We start from the raw sequence: 23,328 nt of genomic DNA, 5'->3' as shown, positions 1-23,328 counted from the left end.
GCCCGCGATATCGCGCCGCGGGCCCTCTAGGTCATCTTGCAGCATGGGCGCAAGATGATGCGGCACATCCGGTTCGGATGCGCCCACCCCTACCGCTCTCGCGCTGCTTCGGAGACATCGCGCGATACCGGGTCGAGCATATAGTCGAGCAGGCGGCGGCGGCCGGTGCGGATGTCCGCGGTGACCGCGAGGCCGGGGGTCAGGATCATCTGTCGCCCGTCCGCGGTGACCGTGCGCTGGTCCATCGCGATCCGCGCCATGTAATAGGACGGCCCCTTCTCGTCCTGGACCGCGTCGCGGCTGACCGAGACGATCCGGCCCGGCACGGTGCCGAAGCGCGTGAACGGATACGCCTCGAGCTTGAGCGCGACCGGCTGGCCGGCGTGGACGAAGCCCGCGTCGCGGTTGAGCAGCTTGGCCTCGACGGTCAGCTTGCCGTCGGGGACCACCACCATCAGCGCGCGGACCGGCTCGACGACGCCGCCGACGGTGTGGATCGCGAGCTGCTGGACGGTGCCGTCGACCGGCGCGACCAGCCGCTGCATCCGGCTCTGCTGGCTGGCCTTGGCGAGATCCTGGCGACGCTGCATCGCATCCGACTGCGCCTTGGCGAGATCGCCCAGCGCGGTCTGCCGCGCCGTCTCACGCGAATGATTGAGTTCCTCGCCGAACCGCTGCGCCTCCGACAGCCCGCGCGTGCGCTGTTGGGCGGCGACGTCGCGGCTGCCCATCTCGCTGTGTCGCTGGCGCTGCATGTCGAGCACGCGCAGGCCACTGGCATAGCCGCGCGCGGCCAGCGTCTCGATCGCCTTGACCTGGCGCTCCATCAGCGGCCGATTGGCGTCGAGCGCGCGCATCTGGTCCCCCGCCCCTGCCGCATCGGCGAGCGCGGAGCGCCGTGCGGCGGCGAGCCCGGCATCGGCGGCGCGGGCGCTGCCGAGTTGCGCCGCGACCAGTCGGCGTTGCGTGTCGAGCACGTCGGCGGGCGTGCCGGGCGGCGCCGTGAAGACGCCGCGCCCGCCGCTCAGCCCGTCGACGATCGCGGCGTTGCGCGCGACGTCGATCTCGGCGGTGAGCAACGCCTGACGCGCCTGCGCTTCGTCAGCCGACGACAGGGTGGGATCGAGATCGACGAGCGGCTGGCCGCGCTTGACGACGTCGCCGTCATGCACCCAGATTCGCCGGACCAGACCGCCGCTGACCGACTGGACCAGCTTGACGCTGTCGGCGGGGATCGTCCGCCCCTCCGCGGTCGCGACGATGTCGACATGGCCGAGCGTGAGCCACAGCCCACTCGCCGCCATCCCGCCGAGCAGCAGCCATGCGGTGATCCGCGCGGTCGGCGACACCGGGCGCTCGATCACCTCGAGCGCGGCGGGCAGGAACGCGGTCTCGAGCGGGATGCGGCGGTCGCGGCGGGTGGCGCGGTCCTCGATCCAGGCGCGACGGACGAGTGACAGGTGATGGGTGAGCGCGGTCATGAGGCGATTCCGTACAGGACGCCCATCTGGCGTCGGTAGAGGTCGGCATAGCGGCCGCCGTGGCTGAGCAGTTCGTCGTGCGAGCCCTGTTCGACGAGACGCCCCTTCTCGAGCGCGACGATGCGGTCGCACTGGCGGATCGCGGACAGGCGGTGGGCGATGATGATGACGGTGCGGCCGACCGCCATCTGCTTGAGGTTGGTCTGGATGATCTCCTCGCTCTCGGCATCGAGCGCGGAGGTCGCCTCGTCGAAGATCAGGATGCGCGGCTGCGTGACGAGCGCGCGGGCGATCGCGAGGCGCTGGCGCTGGCCACCCGACAGGTTGGCGCCACGCTCCTCGATCATCGTGTCATAGCCTTGCGGCATCCGGCTGATGAACTCGTGCGCGCCCGCCATCTCGGCGGCGGCCATGACCTTGTCGATCGGCAGCGCGGGGTTGGCGAGCGCGATGTTCTCGCGCACCGTGCGGTTGAACAGCACGTTCTCCTGCAGCACGACGCCGATCTGACGCCGCAGCCACGCCGGATCGATCTGCGCGACGTCCACCCCGTCGACCAGCACGCGGCCGTTGGCGGGGACGTAGAGCCGCTGGAGCAGCTTGGTCAGCGTCGACTTGCCCGATCCCGACGAGCCGACGATGCCGAGCGTCGAGCCCGCCGGGACGACTAGGTCGATGTCGTCGAGCGTCCAAGGCCCGTCCTCGGCATAGCGGAAGCGGACGTTCTCGAACGTCACGCTGCCGCGGATCGCGGGCAGCGCGGTCTGGCTGCCGGCGCCGGGTTCGACGCGGTGGTTGAGGACGTCGCCGAGCCGCTCGACCGCGATCCGGACCTGCTGGAACTCCTGCCAGAGCTGCGCCATGCGGATCACCGGGCCCGACACGCGCTGCGCGAACATGTTGAACGCGACCAGCCCGCCGACGGTCAGGTCGTGCGCGATCACCGCCTGCGCGCCGAAATACAGGATCGCCGCCATGTTGAGCTTGGAGATCAGTTGGATCGCGTTGTTGCCGGTATTGCCGAGGTCGATGACGCGCTGGTTGGCGGCGGAATAGCCCGCGAGCCGGCGCTCCCAGGCGTCCTGCCACTGCGGTTCGACCGCGGCTGCCTTGACCGTCTGGATCCCGGCGATGCTCTCGACCAGCAATGCGTTGTTGGCCGCACCGCGTTCGAACTTGTCGTCGAGGCGGCTGCGCAGCGGCCCCGTCACGAGCAGAGCGACCGCGAGATAGGCGGGGATCGCGAGTACCGCGACGAAGAACAGCTTGACCGAATACAGCGCCATCACCGCGAGGAAGACGACCGCGAACACTGGATCGATCAGCACGGTCAGCGAGGCGTTGGTGAGGAATTCGCGGATCGTCTCGAGCTGGCGGACGCGCATCGCGGTGTCGCCGACGCGGCGCGATTCGAAATAGCTCAGCGGCAGCCGCAGCAGGTGGCGGAACAGCCGTGCGCCGAGCTCTACGTCGATCTTCTGGCTCGTTTCCGAATAGAGCCGCGTGCGCAGCCAACCGAACGCCGTCTCCCAGAACGACACCGCGACGAAGCCGATCGTCAGCACCGACAGCGTCGACAGCGTGCCGTGGACCAGCACCTTGTCGACCACGCTTTGGAAGAACAGCGGCGCGGCGAGACCGAGCAGGTTGAGCGCCAGCGTGATCAGCAGCACCTCGCCGATCAGCCGCCGGTAACGGACGATCTGCGGGATGAACCACGAGAAGTCGAACCCCTTGCTCGCCAACGCCGCGCTCTCGCGCGTGGTGACCAGCACGAGCGTGCCCGACCACAAGGTCGCGAGCGTCGCGAGATCGATCTTTTCGACCGGCTGGTGCGCGCGCTGGATCAGCACCTCGTCGCCCTGCATCCGGCCGATCAGGAACCAGCCCTCGGGCCCATCCGCCAGCGCCGGCAGCGGCAGGCGGGCGAGATCCTCGGGCTTGGCGGTCCGCGTCTTGGCACGAACACCGTCGATGCCCCCCGCCAGCCGGACGAGCGCATCGGCGTCGAGCGAATGGAAATGGCCGAGACCGTGGCGCAGCTGATCCGCGTCGACCGCGATGCGGTGGATCGCCAGCACCGCGGTCAGCGCGACCAGCCCGCTATCGTCCTGGATCGCCTGATACTTCATGCGCCAGGCCGGGCCGTAGCGGAAACACGGCCGGCCGGCGCATGGGCGGCGGGAATACGGACTGGGGTCATAACATCTTCCACAAAACCGATTCGGTGTTGTTTATGGTTAAGCCCTAAATCCTAATCGGATGTTGCGGTGCGGCGCGCTTCACCGCTTAAACCGGTACGCGCGCCGCAAAGCGTCAGCCGAAGGCGTAAACGCCGCTGCTCGCCGAGGTCTGGACGAGCTTGTGTGCCGCCGCCCCGGTCAGCGTGATCGTCGCCCCCTGATCGTATTTCACGGTCAGGTCGCTGCCCGAAATCTCCATCATCGGTTGATACCCCGATTTGGCGAACGCCGAGAGATCGAGCAGGTCGTGACCCGCACCGAAATCGGCGATCGTCGCCGAGGTACCCAGCGTGACGAGGAAGCGATCGTTGCCACCGCCGCCCGCGACGGTTGCACCGCTGCGATCGACCAGCAGCAGTTCGTCCGCCACCGATCCGCTGACCCCGCCCGCACCGCCGACCAGGATCGCGTCATAGCCGCTCGCCGCACTGCGGGCATCGGCGATCGCATGCCCCGCGGTCGCAAAGCTCTCGGTCGTCGCGACGCCTGCCGCGGTGGTCGTCGTACGCCCGGTCATGACGCCCGCGGTGTAGCTGCGGGCGATGCTGCCCCCGCCGGCCAGCTCGGTCTTGCTCGCGTAGAGCTGATCCTTCGCGGTATCGAAGTTCATCGTCGTACGTCCGCCGGCGTCGGTCACTACCTTGCCCTGCTCGCGGCCGGCGACGTCGAAATATTGCTGCGTCTGGCCGGTCGCGTCGCTCACCTCGGCATAGGCGCGGCTGCCGTCGGCGCGGGTGCGATCGACCGAGATCGTCTTGCCGGTCGCATCGGTCTTGATCACGCCCACCGCATAGTCGGAGCCCGCGGGCATGTAGACGGTGTTGACCGCCGAGCCGTCCGGCGCCGTCACATAGCGGCGCGTGACTGCCCCCGACTGATCGTACAGCAGAGTCGTCCACTGCCCCGTCGCGGTGACGGTGACGTCCTTGGTGAGCAACCCGGCGGAGTCGAACCCGCGGCTGTGCGTGATGCCGCCGCCCTGTTCGGTACGAGTCAGCAAATTGCCCGTCGCCGCGTCGTACTCATTGGTCTGCGTCGTGTTCCCACTGACAGTCGCAGCCTGCGTCTTCCGCCCCTTCGCATCGTAATAGGTCAGCGTGCGGGTACCGTCGGGATCGCGCGTTTCGGTGTAGTCGAGCGTGCCGTCGCCATGCGAGCGCACGACCGAAACGACCGCGCCCTTCGCATCGACCTGCTGCGTCTGCGTGACGTAGGATTTGCCCGTCAGGTTATACAACGTGTTCTCGGCGGTGCCGTCAGCGCGTTCGACGAAGTTGCTCGTCTGCTTGCCAGCCGCGTCATACAGGGTCGTGCTCCAGGTGCCCGCCGCATCGACGATCACCGCCGTCGTGCGCAGTCCCGCAGCGGTATAGGTGTCCGCGGTGCGCGATCCGTCGGTGTTGTACGCCTCGACGATCCTGCCGCCTGCCGCGAGTTGCGTACGACGGCTGGCGAGTTTCCCGTCGGTGTAGAGCGAGGTCGCGACGTCGCCATTGACCAGCTGGCCGATATCGCGCGTGATCAGCCCGGTGGTCGCATCGAACTGTTGCGTATGCGTTTCGCCACCGACCGCGATCGTCACCGACTGAACGAGCTTGCCGGTCGCGTCGTAGGTCTGGAGCAGACGCGATCCGTCGGCGGCATTCGCCTCCTGATACGCCGCGCTGCCATCGGCGTGGCTGCGCACGACCAAAGTGACCTTGCCCTTGGCGTCGAACACGCTGCGCTGGGTGGTCCAGGCCTGACCGGTGATACCGAACAGCTGCGTTTCGCCGCTGCCGTCGGCGTTCTGGATGTAGCGCCTCGACGCAGCCCCCGTGGCGTCGAGCACCGTCGTGGTCCAGGTCCCGGCGGCATCGACCGTCACTTCGTTGGTCTTCTTGCCGGCGGCGTCATAGGTCATCGTCGAACGGCTGCCGTCGGGCAGGACCGAGACGATCTGTGCGACGATCCCGGCCTTGAAGCTGGTCGTGACCGTCCCGCCGGCCGCCGACTGAAACACGCGAGACACCAATGTCGCGCTCGCCGGATCATAGGTCAGTATCGTCCGCGTGCCGTCCTTGGTCACGTCGCCCGTCGCCGTCGTCTCGATCTGGCGGCGTCCCTGCGAGTCGTAGGCGGTCGTCACCCGCGAGGTGCCCTGGACGATATCGGTCGACACCAGCCGTCCACCGTCTGCGCTGCGGGTGAGCGACACCAGCTTGCCCGCCGCGTCGGCGACCTGGACTTCCGTCGTCCAGGCGAGCCCGGTCAGGCCATAGGCGCGGGTTTCGCTGCTGCCGTCCGGATTGGCCAGATAGACCTTCGTGACCGCGCCCGTCGTCGCGTCGTACAGCGTCGTGGTCTTGGTGCCGTCGGTGGCGGTCTGCACCTGCGAGAGCTTCGCGCCCGCGCTGTTATAGGTATAGCTGACCTTGCCCTGATCGCTCGCGACCTCCTCGTTCGCCAGACCGCCGCCGCTGTAGGTCTGGTTGCTGATGATCGCGCCGTTGGCGGCCTGTTCGATGCGGCTCTTCAGTCCGCCGGTCGCCGTATCGTAGGTCGTGATCACCCGCGCGCCGCTGACCGCGGTGATGGTCTGGTTGAGCCGGTGCCCGGTGGCGTCGTAGGCGGTCGTCGTCCGGACACCGTCGCTCGCGTACGAGTCGGTATAATCGGGCGTGCCGTCGGCATGGCTGCGCACGACCGACACGACCTTGCCCGCCTTGTCGGTGGTCTGCGTCTCGGTGACGTAGGATTTGCCGGTGACGTTGTAGCTGGTGACGATGCTGCGACCGTCGGCATATTGCACATAGGTGCGCTGCGGCTTGCCGGTCGTCGCGTCGAAGACCTGCGTGGTGTAGGTCTTGGCGGTGTCGACATCGACCTGCCGCGTCTTCATCCCGGTCGTGTCGAAGGTTTCGGCCGTGCGGCTGGCATCGGCGCGGACCAGCGTGCGATCGGACATCACGCCTGCGACATAGTTGATCGTGGTCGTCGCGCCGGCCGAGGTCTGCACGACGCTGGACGCCAGCTTGGCCGTGGTCGCGTCGTAGGTGAGCGAGGTCATCGTTCCGTCGGCCGCATTGGTGACCCTGGTCAGCAATTGACCCTTGGGTCCGAAGCTGCTCGAGACCTTGCCGCCATCGGCCAGGACCTGCGCGGTGGTCACCAGCGTGCCGTCGGCGCGCGACCGTTCGACCAGAGTCACCACGCCCTTGGCGTTCATCACCTGATGCTCGGTCGCATAGGCGAGACCGGTCAGATTATAGCCATAGCTCTCGCTGCTGCCGTCCGGGCGCTGGACGAACTTGCGCGCGACCGCGCCGTTCGCGTCGTATTGCAACGTCGTCCACACGTTGCCGGTGTCGACCTGCACTTCGCTGACCCGCGCGCCCGTCGCATCGAAGGTGTCGGTGATCCTGGCGCCGTTCGCCGCGATCGCCGTGTAGGTGGAGACGATCCCGTTCTTGTATACCGTCGCCGCGCTGCTGCCGTCGATGTTGGTGACGGTCATCGTCGTCGGCTTGCCGGTGGTGATGTCGTAGCTGGTGACGGTGCGACCGAGTTTCGGATCGTTGACGATCGTCGCCGACAGCTTGCCGGTGGTGAAGCTCTGATCGCTGACCACGCCACCCGCGAATTCGGTGTGGATGTTCGAGACGACACCGCCGACATAGCCGTAGTCGGCGGTCGACACGAGGACGCCCTTCGCGTCGAACGACTGGTCTTCCTTCCAGCCATCGCCGGTCTGCGTCACCAGGAACGAATAGCCGCCCGACACCTTCGCGAGCGTCGAACCGTAGTTCGCGATCATGTACCGCATCGTCGATACCGACGCGACGCTCAGCACCGCGCTGTCGCTCAACGCGATCGTCTGCAGCCCGGTCGATGCCGCCAGCTTGTCGATCTGCGCGACGAGGCCGTCGGCAGTCGTGCTCAACGCCGCCGGAACCGCCGTCGCCGTATCGGTATAGGCCGATTTCGACCCCACTTCGACGACCAGCGCATGATCGCCGACCGCCAGCGTGATCTGGCTGACATTGGTATAGGTCGCGATCGGCGTGCTGCCCTTCAGCGGATCATAGACATAGACCGTCTTCTGCAGGCCACCGAGATCGACCGTCACGGTCTTTGCCGCCAGCGTCGTTTCGGACTGGGTCGCGGTGTTCCACAGATTGGCATCGCGCCACAGCAGGATGTCATAGGCACCATTGGCCTTGGTCAGCGTCAGCGAATGGCCGTCCGCGGGCATGCCACCCAGCGAATAGGCGGTCGCGGCAGACGCCGCGGTGCCGGTGCCGGCATCGACATAGGACAGCAGGCTGGTCAGGTTGTGGACCGCGGTCGCCGCCATCTTGGGCGTCCCGTCCGCATTGAACAGACCGAAGTGGAATTCCTTTTCCGCACCGCTCGGATCGAGGCTGCTGTCGAACAGTTCGTACAGGAACGTCTGGCTCGATCCGTTCTCGAACGCGGTGAGCAGCGCATTGACCGTCAGCTTGGCCTGCGCGCTTTCGTTGACGCCAAGGCCGGGGTCGCTCGACAGCGTGGTATAACCGGTTTCGGTGATGACCACCTTGTCGCCCTTCGACGCCGCGCCCGCGCGCGCCATCGACGCTTCCATCACCTTGTCGGAGGTGCTGCCCGACGCGGTATAGGCATGCGCGTTGGCATAATCGGAATACGCGCCGAGATCGCCGATCGCCGCATAGGCCGACGGGCTTTCCAACGCGACCGACAGGTTGATGACCGACACGCCGGACAGGCCGGTGCTGCCCTTGACCGCGGTATACAGCGCCTTCTGGTAGTCGACCGCTGCCGCCAGCGAACCGCTGCCATTATAGCTGAACGGCTGCGTGTTGACCTCGTTCAAGCCCTCGACCGCGACGATGCTGCCGGCATGCCGCGTCTGGAAATCCGCCAGCGTCGCGACATAGCTCGCCAGCCCCGACGCGCCCGTCGCGGGCAGCGCCGATGACGTGACGAAGTCGAATTTGACGCCCGCCGCCGCCATCGCGTTGACGACGGCGTTACCGATCCCGGACCCAGGCAACGTGTCGCGCACGGTGCCAATGCCGAGATAATTCAGGCTGTTGATCGTCAAGCTCGCATTGCCGTACGCGTTGTTGGCGTTCCCGGAATGCGCATTGACGCCCAGCGTGGACAGGAAGGATGTAGCGGAAGCGGGTGTGGTGGGCACGGTTTGCATCTCCATGACGTCACTCGTGCAATCGCAGAAAGTCCTGCAACCAACCCTAAGCAAGGCCGTTAAATTCCGATTAACCGTATTATATTTACAAAAACGTTTCGCGCTGCAGCAACGCGTTGAACGGCGCCATGCGGACGACGGAACCCTGTGCGCCACTTGCCAAAATCGGCCGGACGCGGCACCAGCACTGTCTGCACGCTGCCTTGCAGCATAGATTGCCCGCCCGCGCGCGGGCTTCGCAAGATGTGAGTAAACGACCATGCGGATCGCAGTAATCGGAACGGGATATGTCGGACTCGTGTCGGGGGCTTGCTTCGCCGACTTCGGTCATGACGTCATTTGCGTCGACAAGGACGAGAGCAAGATCGAGGCATTGCACGCGGGTCGCATCCCGATCTTCGAGCCGGGCCTCCAGGCATTGGTCGAGACCAACGTCAAGGCAGGTCGCCTCGGCTTCACCACCGACCTGACCGAAGGCGTCAAGGGTGCCGAGGCGGTCTTCATCGCGGTCGGCACGCCCTCACGGCGCGGCGATGGTCATGCCGATCTCGGCTATGTCTTTGCCGCCGCTGCCGAAGTCGCCACCGCGGTGAGCGGCTTCACCGTCGTCATCACCAAGTCGACCGTTCCGGTCGGCACCGGCGACGAGGTCGAGCGGATCCTGCGCGAGAACAATCCCGACGCGGAATTCGCGGTCGTCTCGAACCCCGAATTCCTCCGCGAGGGCGCCGCTATCGACGACTTCAAACGCCCCGACCGAGTCGTCATCGGCGGCCATGACGAGCGTGCGATGGCCGTGATGCGCGAAATCTATCGCCCGCTGAGCCTCAACAGCTCGCCGGTGATCGAGATGTCGCGGCGCGGCGCCGAGCTGACCAAATATGCCGGCAACGCGTTCCTCGCGACCAAGATTACCTTCATCAACGAGATCGCCGACCTGTGCGAAAAGGTCGGCGCCGACGTCCAGGAGGTCGCGCGCGGCATCGGTCTGGACAAGCGGATCGGGTCGAAGTTCCTCAATGCGGGGCCGGGCTATGGCGGCTCGTGCTTCCCCAAGGACACGCTGGCGCTGCTCAAGACCAGCCAGGATTACGAAGCGCCGCAGCGAATCGTCGAGGCGGTGGTCGCAGTGAACGAGAACCGCAAGCGCGCGATGGGCCGCAAGGTCATCGCCGCGATGGGCGAGGACGTCCGCGGCAAGACCGTCGCGGTGCTCGGGTTGACGTTCAAGCCGAATACCGACGACATGCGCGACAGCCCCGCGATCGCGGTGATCCAGTTGCTCCAGGACGCCGGCGCGCGCGTCCAGGCCTATGACCCCGAGGGCATGGAACAGGCCGCCAAGCTGCTCCAGAACGTCGATTTCAAGCCCGACACCTATGCGACGATCGAAGGCGCCGATGCGCTCGTGATCGTGACCGAATGGGACGCGTTCCGTGCGCTCGACCTGAAGCGGGTCAAGGCATTGCTGTCGGAGCCGATCCTGATCGATCTCCGCAACATCTATCCGCGCGATGTCGTCGAGACCGCCGGCTTCAAATACATCGCGGTCGGTCGCTGATCGCTGCAACGACCCGGCCACATCCGCGGCCGGGTCGCGTTACCGCGAAGGGCCGCCGACAATTGCCCATCGCGGACTAGAGTGAAACCTGTTTAGGCTTGGCGCAAACGCGCCTCCCGATTTGGCCGCTCGCACTGTCTCGCCGGTATTGCGGGGCCTTTCGCGTGCCCGGCACCGCGGATTTCGAGCCAGATATCCTGCCGGTTTTTCCGCCCACGAAACCGTCTTTTGCCCGTTCCGCGGGCGTGCCGAACTCGGGTGCCGCCGAGGGACGATAACAATCGCGCGCCGTTACGGTTTTATGACTAAAAATATCTTGATGTTTGTCTCACAATAGAACATTTTTACCAAGACGGCGCTAATCGCCGCTGGAGAGAGATGATGCATTTGAGCTCGACCTGGGACGCGCGCAAGGCAAAGGGCGCCTTGGTACTATTGTCGATGTCGTCCGCCTGTTGGGCGATCGCGATCGGCTTCGTCGTCCTTCATTAATCGATCCACAGATCCACGCCGAGTCGTTTCGCACCCGTGACAAACCGAATGTGATACACGGCCACCGGATCTGAGATTCGGCCGCGGTATTTCCGCGGGTGGTCGTTTGCGATTGCGCATTGCTCACGTGTCGAGCCTGAACGCGTAGCAGCGCCTGCCCCTGCCCGCGCGGCGGGTGGTTCAACGTGACCAGCGCCGAAGCACGTCCGATAGATTTTATCCGCGACCCGCTGGCCGAACCGACGCGGTATGCCACGCCTCGAAGCGTAGCGGATAATCAGCAGCAGATGCTTCGCATGCGCCAAGCATGGCTGAACGATCGTCAGCGCTCGCTATCGGCTAAGGCGACATTACCGACCAAATATCGGCCACGGAGCCCCGCCCCGATCAGGAGCGCAATGTCGTCATGGACGACACGGAGCGGTTCGCCACCAGCCGCAAGCGAGATTCGCGACTGGGCAATCGAAACGCCCCCACTCGAGCAGCAGGCGACAATCGACGATCACCACCGGTAGCACACGACGATTTCAAAAGGATCGTGTCCTTTGACACATAAACCCGACCGCTCACGTCAGAACATAACGTGATCTGTCAAAACCAGCTGACAGAGTTGTTGACCGATCAAGCAAATTTTTGACAAGGTTTTGTCCTAGACAATCACCTAAGCCCCTGCCCTCCGGCATCCCGCGTGCCGGATTGGCGGATTATTGGATCGAAGCAGTGGCAGTTAGCGCCGGGTACGAGCGGCGTGGTGACACTTACACGACCCGGCGGCTTCGAACCCCGATGTACTCTCGCTCACTGACAATAGCAGCGCCGCGATCCATGGGCTGACCGAGGTTGAAGCCCGTAGCTGATGCCCGGCACCTGATCGCACTTGCCATTCCGATCGTCCGCCGGAGCATGCTGATAGCATGACACGGACCCGTATCATCCTGATGGTCGCCCGATGGCCGCGTCGAGTGCCGCCCTTACCATCCCCGGCATGACGCTCGCCTATGCAAGGCCGGTGCAGCTCGAAGCTGTCGCCCCCTCTCTTAACTCCGCTATGAAAGGCGAGGCTTCGGCTACGCTGCCTTCTGCAGATCGCTCAACTTTTGAAACTCTGCGAGAATATCGGCGTGATGCTGCGCCAAGTAGCGGACTATGCGGGCGTTACCGAGCAGCCGGTTCACGTAGCCGGCCGCGAGCATCAGGTCGAACTGATCGGAGCTGTACGTCTGCTCAATCGCGCGCAGCTGCCGGTCGACGTTCTCGCTTTCGCGCTGCATCGTCGCCACCTGATCCTCGGTGAGGCCGGGCATGCGCCGCGGCTTGCCGGCGACGAGTTGATCATCGGGTGTGGAGGCGACTAGCGAACGGGCATAGCTTACCGAGAACCGGTTCATAGTGACCATAGCCATGGCGGCTTCGACTTGGCGGACGGGCTTCATGAAACGAAGCTCGGTGAATACGTGGATGGGCACGTGCCGGTCTTTGAGAAGCTCCGCCGCCTCGGGGCAAATCCCGACCAACAGGTTCCGCTTCTTGCGAATGCTGGCAATATCGACGTTCAGCGCTCGTGCGAGCCTCTCCTCAGATACCCCCTTCTTGACCGCGTTCAGAATCATCCGATGCTCCTGAATGGTCGCGATCCGGCTGACACGCTTGTTATAGGTGAAGGCCTCGTCATCGGTTGCAACCAGGCATACGAGCTCAGCGTCGCCGCGCTCCCGCACGATCTCAACACGCAGATGTCCATCAAGCAGGTGGTAGCGCCCGGAATCGGTTGCATCCCGAGCGACCACGGGCGGCTCGATGATACCGACCTCTGCGATGGAGGCGGCGATCTGGCCGTACTTTACCGACTTCTTCACCGCCGCGGAGATCGTGCGAAGCGGCATGATGCAGTCGATAGGAATGCGAAGGCTCGCCTCCTCAAAAGCCAACTTGACAGGCATGGCCGGGTGCCGACCGCTCACGACGAGGCTTCCATGCGATCAAGGTGCAATGCAAGGTTCTCGGGCATGGTCCCGAGCCCCTCATCCTCGATTAGGGCCGTAAACTGTTCGCTTAACTTAAGCCGGCGCAGCGCCTCGGTGATAAGGAGAAGCCGGTCACGTGCAACGTCAGCACGCCGTATTAGGCCGCGCTTGCGCTCGACGTCTTCCTGGTATGTTCGGATCAGCGCTGCCGAAGACAGCTTCTGACCAGCTGGAGGCTTACCGGTCTGCTTTCTCAGATGTTTACCGCGCCGGCGCCGTTCCTCGACAATGCGTTTTGCCGCCAGCAGCTTGCGTCCGCGCAGCGTCCCCTTTTCGTAAGCTAGTTGAAGTGCGCGCTGCACGTCGTGATCTTCCGCTTCAGCGATATCGACGGCAACGCTAAGCGGGATAGTGCGCGCCTCAACGGAACGTAGCAGGCGCTGCTCACCTTTTTCGAGGAGGCGAGCAACGCCGCTGACATATTCGAGCGTGAGGCCCGTCTTGCGGGCAATCTGGGGTAGGCTGTGGCCGCGCTCTCGCATGCCGCCAATATCTTGGAGCAGGTCCGTCGCGCTGTGCTGACGCCGGGCGCAGTTCTCGACCAAACTGGCAATCAAGCAATCCTCAGGATCGGCTGATACGACAAGGGCAGGCACCTCGGCCTGCCCAAGTGCTTGGTACGCCTCAAGGCGTCCCTGACCGCAAACGAGATCGTAGAAGGGACCGTCTGCCTCCACTCGGCGTGTGACAGTGATCGGGCGCTTGAGGCCGACTTGAGCGATGTTGTCGACAATCTCCCTGAACATGCGCTTGTTGCGGACACGCGGGTTGACGACGGTAATCCGCTCGAGCGGAATCCATTCCACACGTTGAGCGGGGCGGGCAGTGTTCATGCGGCAGCCTTCCATGAGCGGCGCGCCGCCATGCGGTGGAAGGGGGCCAGATCATCGAACCGATACGCGTCGAGCGATAGGCCGTTGTGCTCACATAGGCGCAATACGGCGTCGCCCATGTCGAGCCGGGGCAGTAGATAGTAGTCGCGGGGAAGCTCGTTACCTGGTGCCATGCGTACCGCAACCGTCAGGTCGGGTTTGAGCGCGGTATCGAGCCTGACTTTCCAGCGGAGTGCACCTGCCGTGGTCTGAACACAGCGCACTACCACTAGCGAGGCGGTGAACTCGCCGTTGACGGAAAGTAGGTCGGTGTCGGCGTCGCATACAACTGTGCCACCAGCCTGCTCCAGCGCGGCCTTCGTATCGGCAACAATCCCGGGATGGAGCTGCCGCAGCTTTCGATTGATTTCTAAGTAGCGATAGTCGCGATCGGGAGCGAATCCGACCAACTCATAGGCGCGCAGCAAGCTGCCGAAGCGGCTGCGATAGGCGCTGCTCGACGGTGCATCCTCGGCTTCGTCAATGATGAGGCCGGTAAGCATGCCCTTGGTGCTGAAGATAGTTGCCAGCAACGCGAGCATTGACTCATCGCTTAGCCTTGCCGAGCGCGCGTCGATGATGGCGCGTGTTCGGGCGAAAACTGCGCGGTCGACAACGGGTGCGAACGCGCCCTCGGCCCTGATCCACTCGTCTTCGGAGTTCAGGACGTGCTGCCGCTTCAGCTTGAAGGATGTGCGCGCCCACACGTTGTCGCCGACATACTTTTCATTGATGAGCAGCTGGTGGACGGTACCTCTGGTCCAGGCACGTCCGTGATCGGTGACGAGCCCGCGCGTATTGAGCAGGTTAGCGATGTCGCGCTCCGATTTCCCCGCATCGGTAAACAGTCGATAGATTTCTCGGACCACCGCCACCTCTTCTGGCGGCCCCGGCACAAGGATGACGCGATCGGTCGCAATGCTCTTGTGCTCACCACGGCCGAGCTCACCCTTGGGTTCGCCATTCATGTCGACGAGCAACCGGCGCAGCCCGAAGCCGGCGGGACCGCCTTGGCGGTAGCCGCGCCGGATGAGATTGGCCTGCCCCGCGAACACCTTTACCGATAACTCACGGCTGTACTCGGCCGCCATGGTGCGCTTGACTGTCTTGATGATCGACGAGCTGATGCTGCCGTCGTTGCGGAACTGCTCGGCGCAATATTCGACTTGGATGCCGGCAGCACGAATGCGCAATTCGTGCGTGGCGGCCTCGTCCGGATCCTGAAAGCGGCCGAGCCGGCTAACGTCGTATACGAGGAGTGCTTGGAAGTCGGTGCGGCCCGCCTCGATGTCGGCGAGTAGCAGCTTTAGCCCTGAGCGGCCCGAGAGATTAAGGCCGCTCTTCCCATCGTCCTTGTAGGTGTGGACGATCTCGTAGCCGTGCATGTCGGCAAAGCGCCGGATCGCGATCGCCTGGTTGTCGGTCGAGTATTGCTGATGCTCGGTCGACATGCGGACATATTCGGCAGCTCGTACCCGTGGCGGATCCGGTGGCTTGTCGTTCTCCGGTGTGTTCCAGTTGATAACCATCGGCGGCCTCTGACCAAGGGGCGTACGCGCCCACAGCCGCCACTATCCTGAAAGGGGCGGCAACATGTTTCCGAAAACCGGCAAGAGATTTCAAAACGAGGGAGGAAGACTGACGGAGGCTGCTTATATCGCTGCGATCAGCGAAGCCTTGCGGACGGAGATCGGAACAGGCGCCGGTGCAGCGAAGCAGATCCAGCGATGGACGGAAGCGTCCGATCGGACGGCGCGGAACTGGCTAAACGGAAATGTCGGACCGAGCGGACATCATTTAGTGAGGCTGGCGCGCGAGTCCGATGCCGTGCTCTCCGCCGTGCTCACAATGGCCGGGCGACCTGAGCTGGGGCTTGCACGTGATCTGCATGCCGTTGAGGTTGCGCTCGCCAAGGCGAGCGGAGCATTTGAGGTACTGAGACGACAGCGAGCTCTCGGAACGCGGTAGCCTGTTTTATCGCATCCGACTTCTGCATCGGAATCGATACCACGGTTTGATATCGAACCGCCTGATCAGAACACGGGCCTTTTAGAGGCTACGCTGCGAGATGCCCGTACGAGAAGAACTCAATGCTGATCACGAACTCAAGTTTTCGCCGGCGCGGTCCAGCCGATCCGTCCGAGCGTCCCCAGTAGTGTCGAGCGCGGCACTTTGAAGGTTCGGCAGACAGACGCCTTACTAGCCCCGCCATCCAACGCGGCCGTAATCCGTTCAAGAGTTTCAACGTCGATCATCGGCGGGCGGCCGCCTTGGCGTCCCCGGCGTTTGGCCGCAGATAGTCCCGCCATCACCCGTTCGCGCGTCAGCGCACGCTCGTATTGTGCCAATGCGCCGAACAGAGAGAACAGTAGCTCGCCGTGGGGTGTTGTTGTATCCATCTGCTCAGTCAGGGACCGGAAGGCGATGCCCCGCCCCTTCAGGTCTGTGACGATCGCCAAAAGGTGGGGTAGCGAGCGTCCGAGCCGGTCGAGCTTCCAAACGACCAACGTGTCGCCTGCATTCAGATAGTCGAGACAGGCTTTGAGCCCCGGTCGATCGTCCCGCGCGCCTGATGCTTTGTCGGTATGAAGATGGCGATGATCGACGCCAGCTGCGACCAGCGCATCGCGCTGGAGATCAACCGTCTGGCGATCGTCGACCGACGACACCCGCATGTATCCGACCAGCATGTACGACAAACCCTCTAACGTATGTTTCCGAACAAACTAACAAAGCGACAGGGTTTGTCGCCTGTTATGAACTAAGAGCGGCTAGGGTTTAGCAAAAGCGGGCGCCGGGGTGTCGCCTATCATGTGTTTCCCGTCATCACGTCGGATAGCATCTAGTGCCCGCAATATACGCCAATCGTTATCGACGTTTCACAGCGCGGTTTCTCGCACAGATGTCGCGAAAATCAGGACAAGCGACGAATGGCTGCAACGATCATGCCGCTGTGGTTCCTACCACAGTGTCAGCTAACGAGCAGACCCGGTAAAAGCTGTTCGGCCTCAGTACGGCTGAACAGGCCCGAAGCCTGAGGTTTAACTCCATGGATCCTAGCGAAATTGCCAACTGCGCGCCGGTACAAGCGTAATTTTCGGCTCATCTCACTCGTGCTGATATACCTTCGGGCTAATTCATGAGCTGTATCCATAGTTATCTCCCGAAAAGCGGGGCCTGGTCCAAGCAGGAACTCGGAATGGCGACTAAAATGAGGGGGGCTGATGTTCATAATTTCAGCAAGGTCGGATTTTGTTACCATGCAGCCGCTCCAATCCATCCCTTTGGTCTGCTGAAAACATTCGAGTGAGAGAATGCCCTCAGATCTAACCGTTATACGTTGCGCCAATGGCTCATCCCCATCAACCGAGCTTGCCGCCAAGTCGCCCTCCGCAATCGCTTCAAGCACTCTCGCCCAAGGCTTTGAATACCCGCCAATCCCCCGCATTGCCTCGGTAAGCCTAATTGGATATCCCCCTTTTGACGGGATTAAACGGCGAGACAACTTGCCGTGGAAAGCCTCCAAACTGTCTCGGCACACGGCGAGCTGCTGAGAGTCTCCACGGCCCGGCGGTACGGATGCAACTGCTACCAAGCCGAGATGAGCCAATTCGCGGATAGCGTACGTCGGCGTACCGAGCATCTCGGCAGCATGAACTAAACGCAGGCGAGGCTTTTTGGGTGTGAGCATTGGCGCCACCGCTTCTCGATCGACGAGAACCTGCAACCTGATCCCGTCAAGCGCCAGGAACGAAGGCAACTTGCCCGCCTTGCGCATTTCCAAAAGGGTTGGCCGGTCCGCACCGGTCAATTTCGTCATTTCAGCGATGGTAACGCCACTTAAGCGTGCAGCCCGGCATCGCTCAACGAGTTGGGAGAGAACCTTCTGGACGACAGGCGATAGTCGCGGATCATCGCGATCGCACAGCACCTGATAAAATGCTTTGCGGGTACTACCACCTTTCTCGCGACCACCGACGTTAAGCTTTTCGGCGACATGCTGCTCGATCGCGCCGGGCCAGCCAGCCAGAAAGGGCCATGTCGCTGCAAGGGCCGGAACGACATGGTTCCGAGCACTGTCGAGACAAAGCGATCTGTCGCCGAACAAGGAAGTCACCCGCCGGTCGACGACTGGAGCGAGCGTGCAAGCGAGTTCGAGCAAATGTCCACCGTTCAACTCGGCCAAATCGGGTGGCAGATGACACCGGGCGATCCGTCGCCTGTCCGGGTCATGGTGTATCAAGCCGACGAGCATCCCGAGGCATTCACGCAGGTTTTCGGGCACTGGTATTGCCTGGGCCCGCGTAAGTGGTTCTGCGCAATAATCACATAGGTCGATGCCTGCCGTGCGTCGCCAGATCTGACGGCGACGGCAGCACGGGTTCGGACAATGCTCTTCAAGATACTCCCATGTTTCAGTGCAGATCGGGAGTTGGCGGACCTGCCATAGGCCACGATGATGCGCGGACATCGACAATGCCTTGGGTGAAAAGCGCCTGTAGGAAAATTGCAGAAACTCCCGAGGTACGGCCGTCCCGAAGAGATTGAGCATTCTTGCATCGGGTGACCATAGCGGGGAATGCAGCCGGGTAATTTCAGGACTGACCCCCAGACAGTCGGCAAGGATTTCCAGACCCGTATCGTCGCAGAAGGAGGCATGAGGGCGGTCCGACTGAATGTCACCCGTGACCTCGGTGATCTTCGCCATTCGCGGCATGTGATGAGCCGCCGCAACGCGCGCGACATAGCCATCCAACGATTCCCCCGGGATTATCGGAAGAACGCGCGTTACGCGCCAAGACGAAAGAGCGGCGCTCATTGCCCAGACTGCCTGAGAAACGGGTTGCCCAGGCAGAAATCACGCGGGATGCAGTAGCTATCGACTGCCTCTGCCAAATCGTTCCGATCGATAGAGCCCCGGCCATCGTGCAGGGCAACCGCCATGGCGGCACGCACGATCTTGCAGATGCGCCGCACCCTGCCCGCCGATGCTTCCCAAAGCGGTCGCGCAATACCCTCGTGCGTAAGACCCGACAGGCAAGCCAGAATGCCTGCATCCACCATCGCATCGTCCAGATCGGCCAGGAAGCTTACGAAGAGGGCGCGGTCCCCTTTCGTGTCCCAGCGTAGCGGCGACAGATCGATGTCATCGTCAAGCCGCTCCATTAATTCGGGTACTTGGGCCAGGACCGAACCGGCATCTTCCGAGCCGACAAAGGCTACCGGCGCGATACCAGCGTCCATGATCTTTTCGCGGATCGCCGTGGCGATCGAACGGCTCATTCGAGGTCTACGTGCGGCGCGGTTGAACTCATCGAAGACGACGATCTGCACACCGCAGCGCCGCATCTCCGCGATCGCTCTGGGCCAGCGCGCCTTTTCGGTGCCAACATCCGGCCTAGCTGCTCCGAGAGCCTGCAGGATTGAGGTTGGCAGGGAGTCGGTCGTCCCTGCCCCAGCTGTCTCGACATGGAGCAACGGTTTGCAGCCCTCGTCGGCCGATACTTCCAGGAGACGGCGAAGTGCAACGATGGACTCGGTTTTGCCGCAACCATGGGGCGCGACAAGCATGGCTCCACCGCAAGGAGCATGTGCCGGGCGGCCTATCGCTGCAATGCGCATCTCATCAAGCGCTGCAACAACCGCCGTCTGAGGTGGGTAATCTACGCGAATGGCATCAAACCGCGCCTTGGCCTTGCCGACGCGGGTGGCTGCGCTGGCGGTCGTCTCCTGCTCGGGGGCAGAGCTGAACCGTTCGGTCATTGGTACCCCCCCTTGGTCATAGGCAGCCGGCGCTTGCGAGCCGGGGCGTCGAGTTCGATTTGCCCCGTCGCGGCATGCTCGCGGCGACCTTCGAGCGCCGATTTGGCCGGTTTGGTACGCGGATCAGGTCGTGATGAGAGGATGTCCTGGTCGAGCGAGGTCAACCTTGCGCGGTCATTGGCGATGAAATCACCAAGCGTTACCGAAGAGGGCGTCGTGTGGACCAGATCAACGATGTTTCCTGTAGTTTGCCTTATGCGTGGCACTTCGATGAGGGTGGCCAGGCGCTTTCGTGAAGCTGCAAGGTCGCCAGGGCTGATGTTACGGATAGCGTCAATGAGATGCCCGCGGGCGTTCATCCGCTCCTCCTGCGTATTGAACGCCAACCCCTGCTTTTGCGCCTCGCGTTCGATCTGCTCGTGCAGCCACAAGGGCATGCCGCTGCTGTATCTCTCGTCGGCGCACATCAGTTCGACATATTTCCGGGTCTTGCGGTTCCAGACATGGATGCGACTGATATCCATACTGTCGTAGCGGAACTCGACGGTCGCGGTGGCATCGCTGCGCCGCTGGCGGCGCGGCTCGATGGGTACAAGGTCGCGCAACAGTTCCGGCACCGCCTGAATCTCATGATAGCGCAGGTTGAAGGCACGAATGCCGGAGGGGGAAAGCTGCGCGCCGGAGCGCACCTCCATCACGTCGCGCGCAAACGATGCAAAGTCCGCGAAGTCATTGATGCCGAAGCGATTGATATCACGTTCGAATACAAGCGCAGGCTGCTGGCTACCCAGGCCGTCATGCGGCTCGACATTGTAGGATGCTATGATCTGGTTCGCGATCGCCTCCAGCTCATCGAGCATGACGATGGCTTGAGCCTCGGCGTCGTAACCCCAACGTCTGGCATCGTTCAGCGTCAATGCTCGCCCTGGCAGCAGACGGGTTGTCTGATCATTCAGAGTTTTGATCGCACGCTCGCCAATCGCTCGGTAGGTTGGCTGCTTGATCGGGCAGAACCGAACGGAAAATCCCGCATCCCGCGCTGCCGCTTCGAGCGTGTGGCTACGAAATTCGACGGCGTTATCGAGGATCAGGCAGCCCGGCTTGCCGCAAAGCATCGCAAGAACCGGATATCGGCTTGTCATGGCCGGCGGGGGACGTTTGGGCAGAACGATGCGCCGCAATATCTCGCTGACCGACCATCGGCACGGATCTTGGAAGGTTATCAGATGGCCGACGATGGCGCGACTTTTGACGTCGATAGCGAGTGTCAGCCACGGTCGTCCAAGAACCATCTGCAGGGCCGGACATACGACATGTACGTCGAGCCAAGTGTGATCCACTATCACATACTGCATGACGAAATCAGCCGCGAGCGGCTTGCCCGCTCCTGACCAATCCTGCTTGACGGCCTCTACCTCTATGGAGGTGGCCAAGGTCTTGTCCGACTCTAGTTCGTTGAAACGGCGTCGCACGGTGCGCTCTGAGCAGACCTCAAAAGGCTCGTGCGGCTTGTCGATGGACGGGTGACGCCCGTCATTCACCAGATTGAGCCGATAGGCGTAATCGGCATGGATGTCCGCGACGTGGCGCCCCGCCTTCCTGCCCTCGAGCACGCATGTCCAGAGGAGCTGCTGATCGATGCTGCCGTTCGGCGAATGCACGATGCGCCTGCCGGACAGCGGGACCATGTGACGAGGATGGCGATTTCCGATGCTGCCGCGGTTCTTTCGCCAATTCTTCACCGACGATGCGGAAGGTTTTTGTCCAAATCGATGGGCCAACTCGGGCGTCCAGCAGTCGTCGAGGGCGGCTTTGATGGCACCAGTGCCTTGCGGAACGCCCCGTTCGTCCAGCATTTGGCAAGCGGTCGCCATACGCAAAGCGCGGGCAGAGATCGCGCCCGCCTGATCGCGGGTCCATTCTGCGCTATCGTTGTAATTGCGGATTGTGTCGGATGAACGCGGCGTTCGAGTCACAGCATCTCCACCGTGCTGCATAAGCTGGAATTGCTCGACGGTCGGCAGTTCGAGCGATCCGTCCTTCTGCTCGTACTTGAGGATCTCGCCCGTGATCAGGTGGGTAAGCTGGACCCGGCCGTGAGCATAGGCAGGATGATATTCGGCTCCGCGAACGTCGACGATCGCGCCGGGAGAAAAGCGGATGTGCGCCATGGAATTCTAACCTTTTGGAACGCGCCGGTAGGTGGTCGGCATCGAGATGATGCCGGCGACAGGCGCTTCGGATCTAGAATGGATAGTGGCCCAGACCATTGAGGTGATCGGATCCCGGGCAGACACCGCCGCCTCAGTGAATGGTCACCGGCGTAGTATCCAAGAGCGAACGGGTAAGGTCGATTTCAATGCGCCGAGCAACCGTCAGCGCCTGAAGCACGGCTTCGCCAGTGCGTGGGCAGTTAGGCGCGATCGCTTTGGCGGCGCTTCCGAAGGTAGCATTCGTGCCCACCAGCCGTTCGTGAGCTTCCAGACGCTCCAAATGCTCCGGTAGGATCGTCACGAACCTGCGTGAACAAAACAGCATTACATTGCGACGATGAACGAGGCTGTCCCAGATCTGGTGGCGGAGGATGACCTTGAACCGGATGCCGCGCTCATCACAAATTTCATGAACCGCCGTCAGCTTCGCGCGATACTCCGGATCGGCAAGATCACGCTCATCTCGCTTGATCTCTATAAGCGTGACGGTGCCATCAGGTGCAACCAGCTCGACGTCGATGGTGTAAACCTGCTTTTTGCCTCGCCGCGTGAATTCAAAGCGCACAGATTCTGACGCGACCCGAACCACCGTGAACTCCACCTCGGCGCGTGTCAGGAAATCGTACTGCGCCGCACCCTGCCAGTGGAGAACACGTCCGGCCTTACGGCTTGTGTACCAGCCATTTTCATGCGCGAGTCCGCCGTTGAAGGTGCGCAGCGCGCCGCCATCGTCAGCCCGGATCATCCGCACATGATGCGCATCGCTATGTTTGTCGCGGGTGAAACTGGCAATCGGAGCGATATTAGCACTGGATGCTGGGTCTGCCACGTAAGCATGGCCTGTGGTTTTGAATGTCATCGATCGTTCCTTCCATCTCGCAATCGGATGCGATGGACGTGAGGGGGCATGATCCGGGGGGGGGGCCGAACCTTGACAGGTTTCACGGAATGAAGGAGATCAGGGGCAGTAAGGTCCTTGATCTTCTATGGGCCTCGCTGGTTGCACCCGGCGGGGCCTTTTCATTTCCGTAGCTTGTAATAGTTCCGCGCGTTCGCGCGCTATCTGCTACGACATCATCGATCACCTCCAGCTGGTTGCGGATAATTCGCAGGCCAGAGCTGGGCAGGCGTAAAGGCTGCCGCTGCGGCGATGGCCTCTTCCACCCGGCGCGAGCGCACGAGGCCTTTGGAAACTCTGGTGACAGTGCTGGGACTGACGCTCAAATCGCGGGCGATCTGCGACAGCGAAGTGCCACGGCGCTCCAGCGCCCATTTGATGTGTCCGTGCCAATCTTCGCCGCCCATTGTCTGCCTCACTGGGAAGTCGTTTGCGCCAAGTCGCAGCGGCGCTTTGCCCTCACGACCCACAAGCGATTTGAATCATGAAACCATGCGTCCGTCAATTAGTTATGGTGTCAAGATAAATGGCCAAACTGTTTACAAGTGTTGACAAAAATATATTTCGTAATCTTTCTCTGATATATTCGC

General features: G+C 62.8%; 13 protein-coding genes. 1 reads left to right on the top strand and 12 read right to left on the bottom strand.

What is annotated here, in order from left to right; genetic code table 11:
• Window positions 1-89: 89 nt before the first annotated feature.
• The 3 genes from C8J44_RS13860 to C8J44_RS13850 all read right to left on the bottom strand — a co-directional run bounded on the left by C8J44_RS13860 (window position 90) and on the right by C8J44_RS13850 (window position 8,906).
• Window positions 90-1,481 carry an HlyD family type I secretion periplasmic adaptor subunit gene (locus tag C8J44_RS13860; protein WP_121885784.1) on the bottom strand — a complete coding sequence of 464 codons (1,392 nt, stop codon included), beginning with the start codon at window positions 1,479-1,481 and terminating at the stop codon, window positions 90-92.
• Window positions 1,478-3,613, bottom strand: coding sequence for a type I secretion system permease/ATPase (locus C8J44_RS13855; protein WP_121904988.1), 2,136 nt, complete (start codon window positions 3,611-3,613; stop codon window positions 1,478-1,480). The genes C8J44_RS13860 and C8J44_RS13855 overlap by 4 nt, the downstream gene beginning before the upstream one ends.
• A gap of 184 nt (window positions 3,614-3,797) precedes the next feature.
• Window positions 3,798-8,906, bottom strand: coding sequence for a hypothetical protein (locus C8J44_RS13850; protein WP_147453209.1), 5,109 nt, complete (start codon window positions 8,904-8,906; stop codon window positions 3,798-3,800).
• 268 nt (window positions 8,907-9,174) lie between these two features.
• On the opposite strand from C8J44_RS13850, the gene C8J44_RS13845 reads away from it, so the two are divergent.
• Entirely contained in the window at window positions 9,175-10,476 is a 1,302-nt protein-coding gene (locus C8J44_RS13845) for a UDP-glucose/GDP-mannose dehydrogenase family protein (RefSeq protein ID WP_121904986.1), read from the top strand.
• Window positions 10,477-12,035: 1,559 nt separating this feature from the next.
• On the opposite strand, the gene C8J44_RS13840 is transcribed toward C8J44_RS13845, so the two are convergent.
• The 9 genes from C8J44_RS13840 to C8J44_RS18945 form a co-directional block, all read right to left on the bottom strand.
• Window positions 12,036-12,851 (bottom strand): plasmid partitioning protein RepB C-terminal domain-containing protein, encoded by an 816-nt coding sequence (locus tag C8J44_RS13840; protein WP_259466869.1) that lies wholly within the window; start codon window positions 12,849-12,851, stop codon window positions 12,036-12,038.
• Window positions 12,852-12,925: 74 nt separating this feature from the next.
• Entirely contained in the window at window positions 12,926-13,825 is a 900-nt protein-coding gene (locus C8J44_RS13835) for a plasmid partitioning protein RepB C-terminal domain-containing protein (protein WP_121905462.1), read from the bottom strand.
• A complete protein-coding gene (locus C8J44_RS13830; protein ID WP_121904985.1) occupies window positions 13,822-15,393 on the bottom strand; it encodes a recombinase family protein in 1,572 nt (523 codons plus the stop codon). The genes C8J44_RS13835 and C8J44_RS13830 overlap by 4 nt, the downstream gene beginning before the upstream one ends.
• A gap of 576 nt (window positions 15,394-15,969) precedes the next feature.
• On the bottom strand, window positions 15,970-16,554 hold the full coding sequence (locus C8J44_RS13820; RefSeq protein WP_121904983.1) for a recombinase family protein: 585 nt from the start codon (window positions 16,552-16,554) through the stop codon (window positions 15,970-15,972).
• 281 nt (window positions 16,555-16,835) lie between these two features.
• Window positions 16,836-18,683 carry a TniQ family protein gene (locus C8J44_RS13815; RefSeq protein ID WP_121904982.1) on the bottom strand — a complete coding sequence of 616 codons (1,848 nt, stop codon included), beginning with the start codon at window positions 18,681-18,683 and terminating at the stop codon, window positions 16,836-16,838.
• Complete coding sequence (locus tag C8J44_RS13810; RefSeq protein ID WP_121904981.1) at window positions 18,680-19,627, bottom strand: TniB family NTP-binding protein; 948 nt, start codon at window positions 19,625-19,627, stop codon at window positions 18,680-18,682. The genes C8J44_RS13815 and C8J44_RS13810 overlap by 4 nt, the downstream gene beginning before the upstream one ends.
• Window positions 19,624-21,798: a DDE-type integrase/transposase/recombinase gene (locus tag C8J44_RS13805; protein ID WP_121904980.1), complete on the bottom strand. Its 2,175-nt coding sequence runs from the start codon at window positions 21,796-21,798 to the stop codon at window positions 19,624-19,626. The genes C8J44_RS13810 and C8J44_RS13805 overlap by 4 nt, the downstream gene beginning before the upstream one ends.
• A 133-nt stretch (window positions 21,799-21,931) precedes the next feature.
• The gene (locus C8J44_RS13800) at window positions 21,932-22,699 is read right to left on the bottom strand and encodes a TnsA endonuclease N-terminal domain-containing protein (protein ID WP_133029726.1); all 768 of its coding nucleotides are present in this window, start codon (window positions 22,697-22,699) and stop codon (window positions 21,932-21,934) included.
• A 215-nt stretch (window positions 22,700-22,914) separates the two neighbouring features.
• Complete coding sequence (locus tag C8J44_RS18945; RefSeq protein WP_133029727.1) at window positions 22,915-23,145, bottom strand: helix-turn-helix domain-containing protein; 231 nt, start codon at window positions 23,143-23,145, stop codon at window positions 22,915-22,917.
• Window positions 23,146-23,328: the final 183 nt, after the last annotated feature.

Source organism: Sphingomonas sp. PP-CE-3A-406 (genome assembly GCF_003688625.1).
In the GTDB taxonomy this organism is placed as follows: Bacteria; Pseudomonadota; Alphaproteobacteria; order Sphingomonadales; family Sphingomonadaceae; genus Sphingomonas.
The sequence above is the reverse complement of the archived record's forward strand: the minus strand, read 5'-3'. Positions and strand labels throughout refer to the sequence as shown.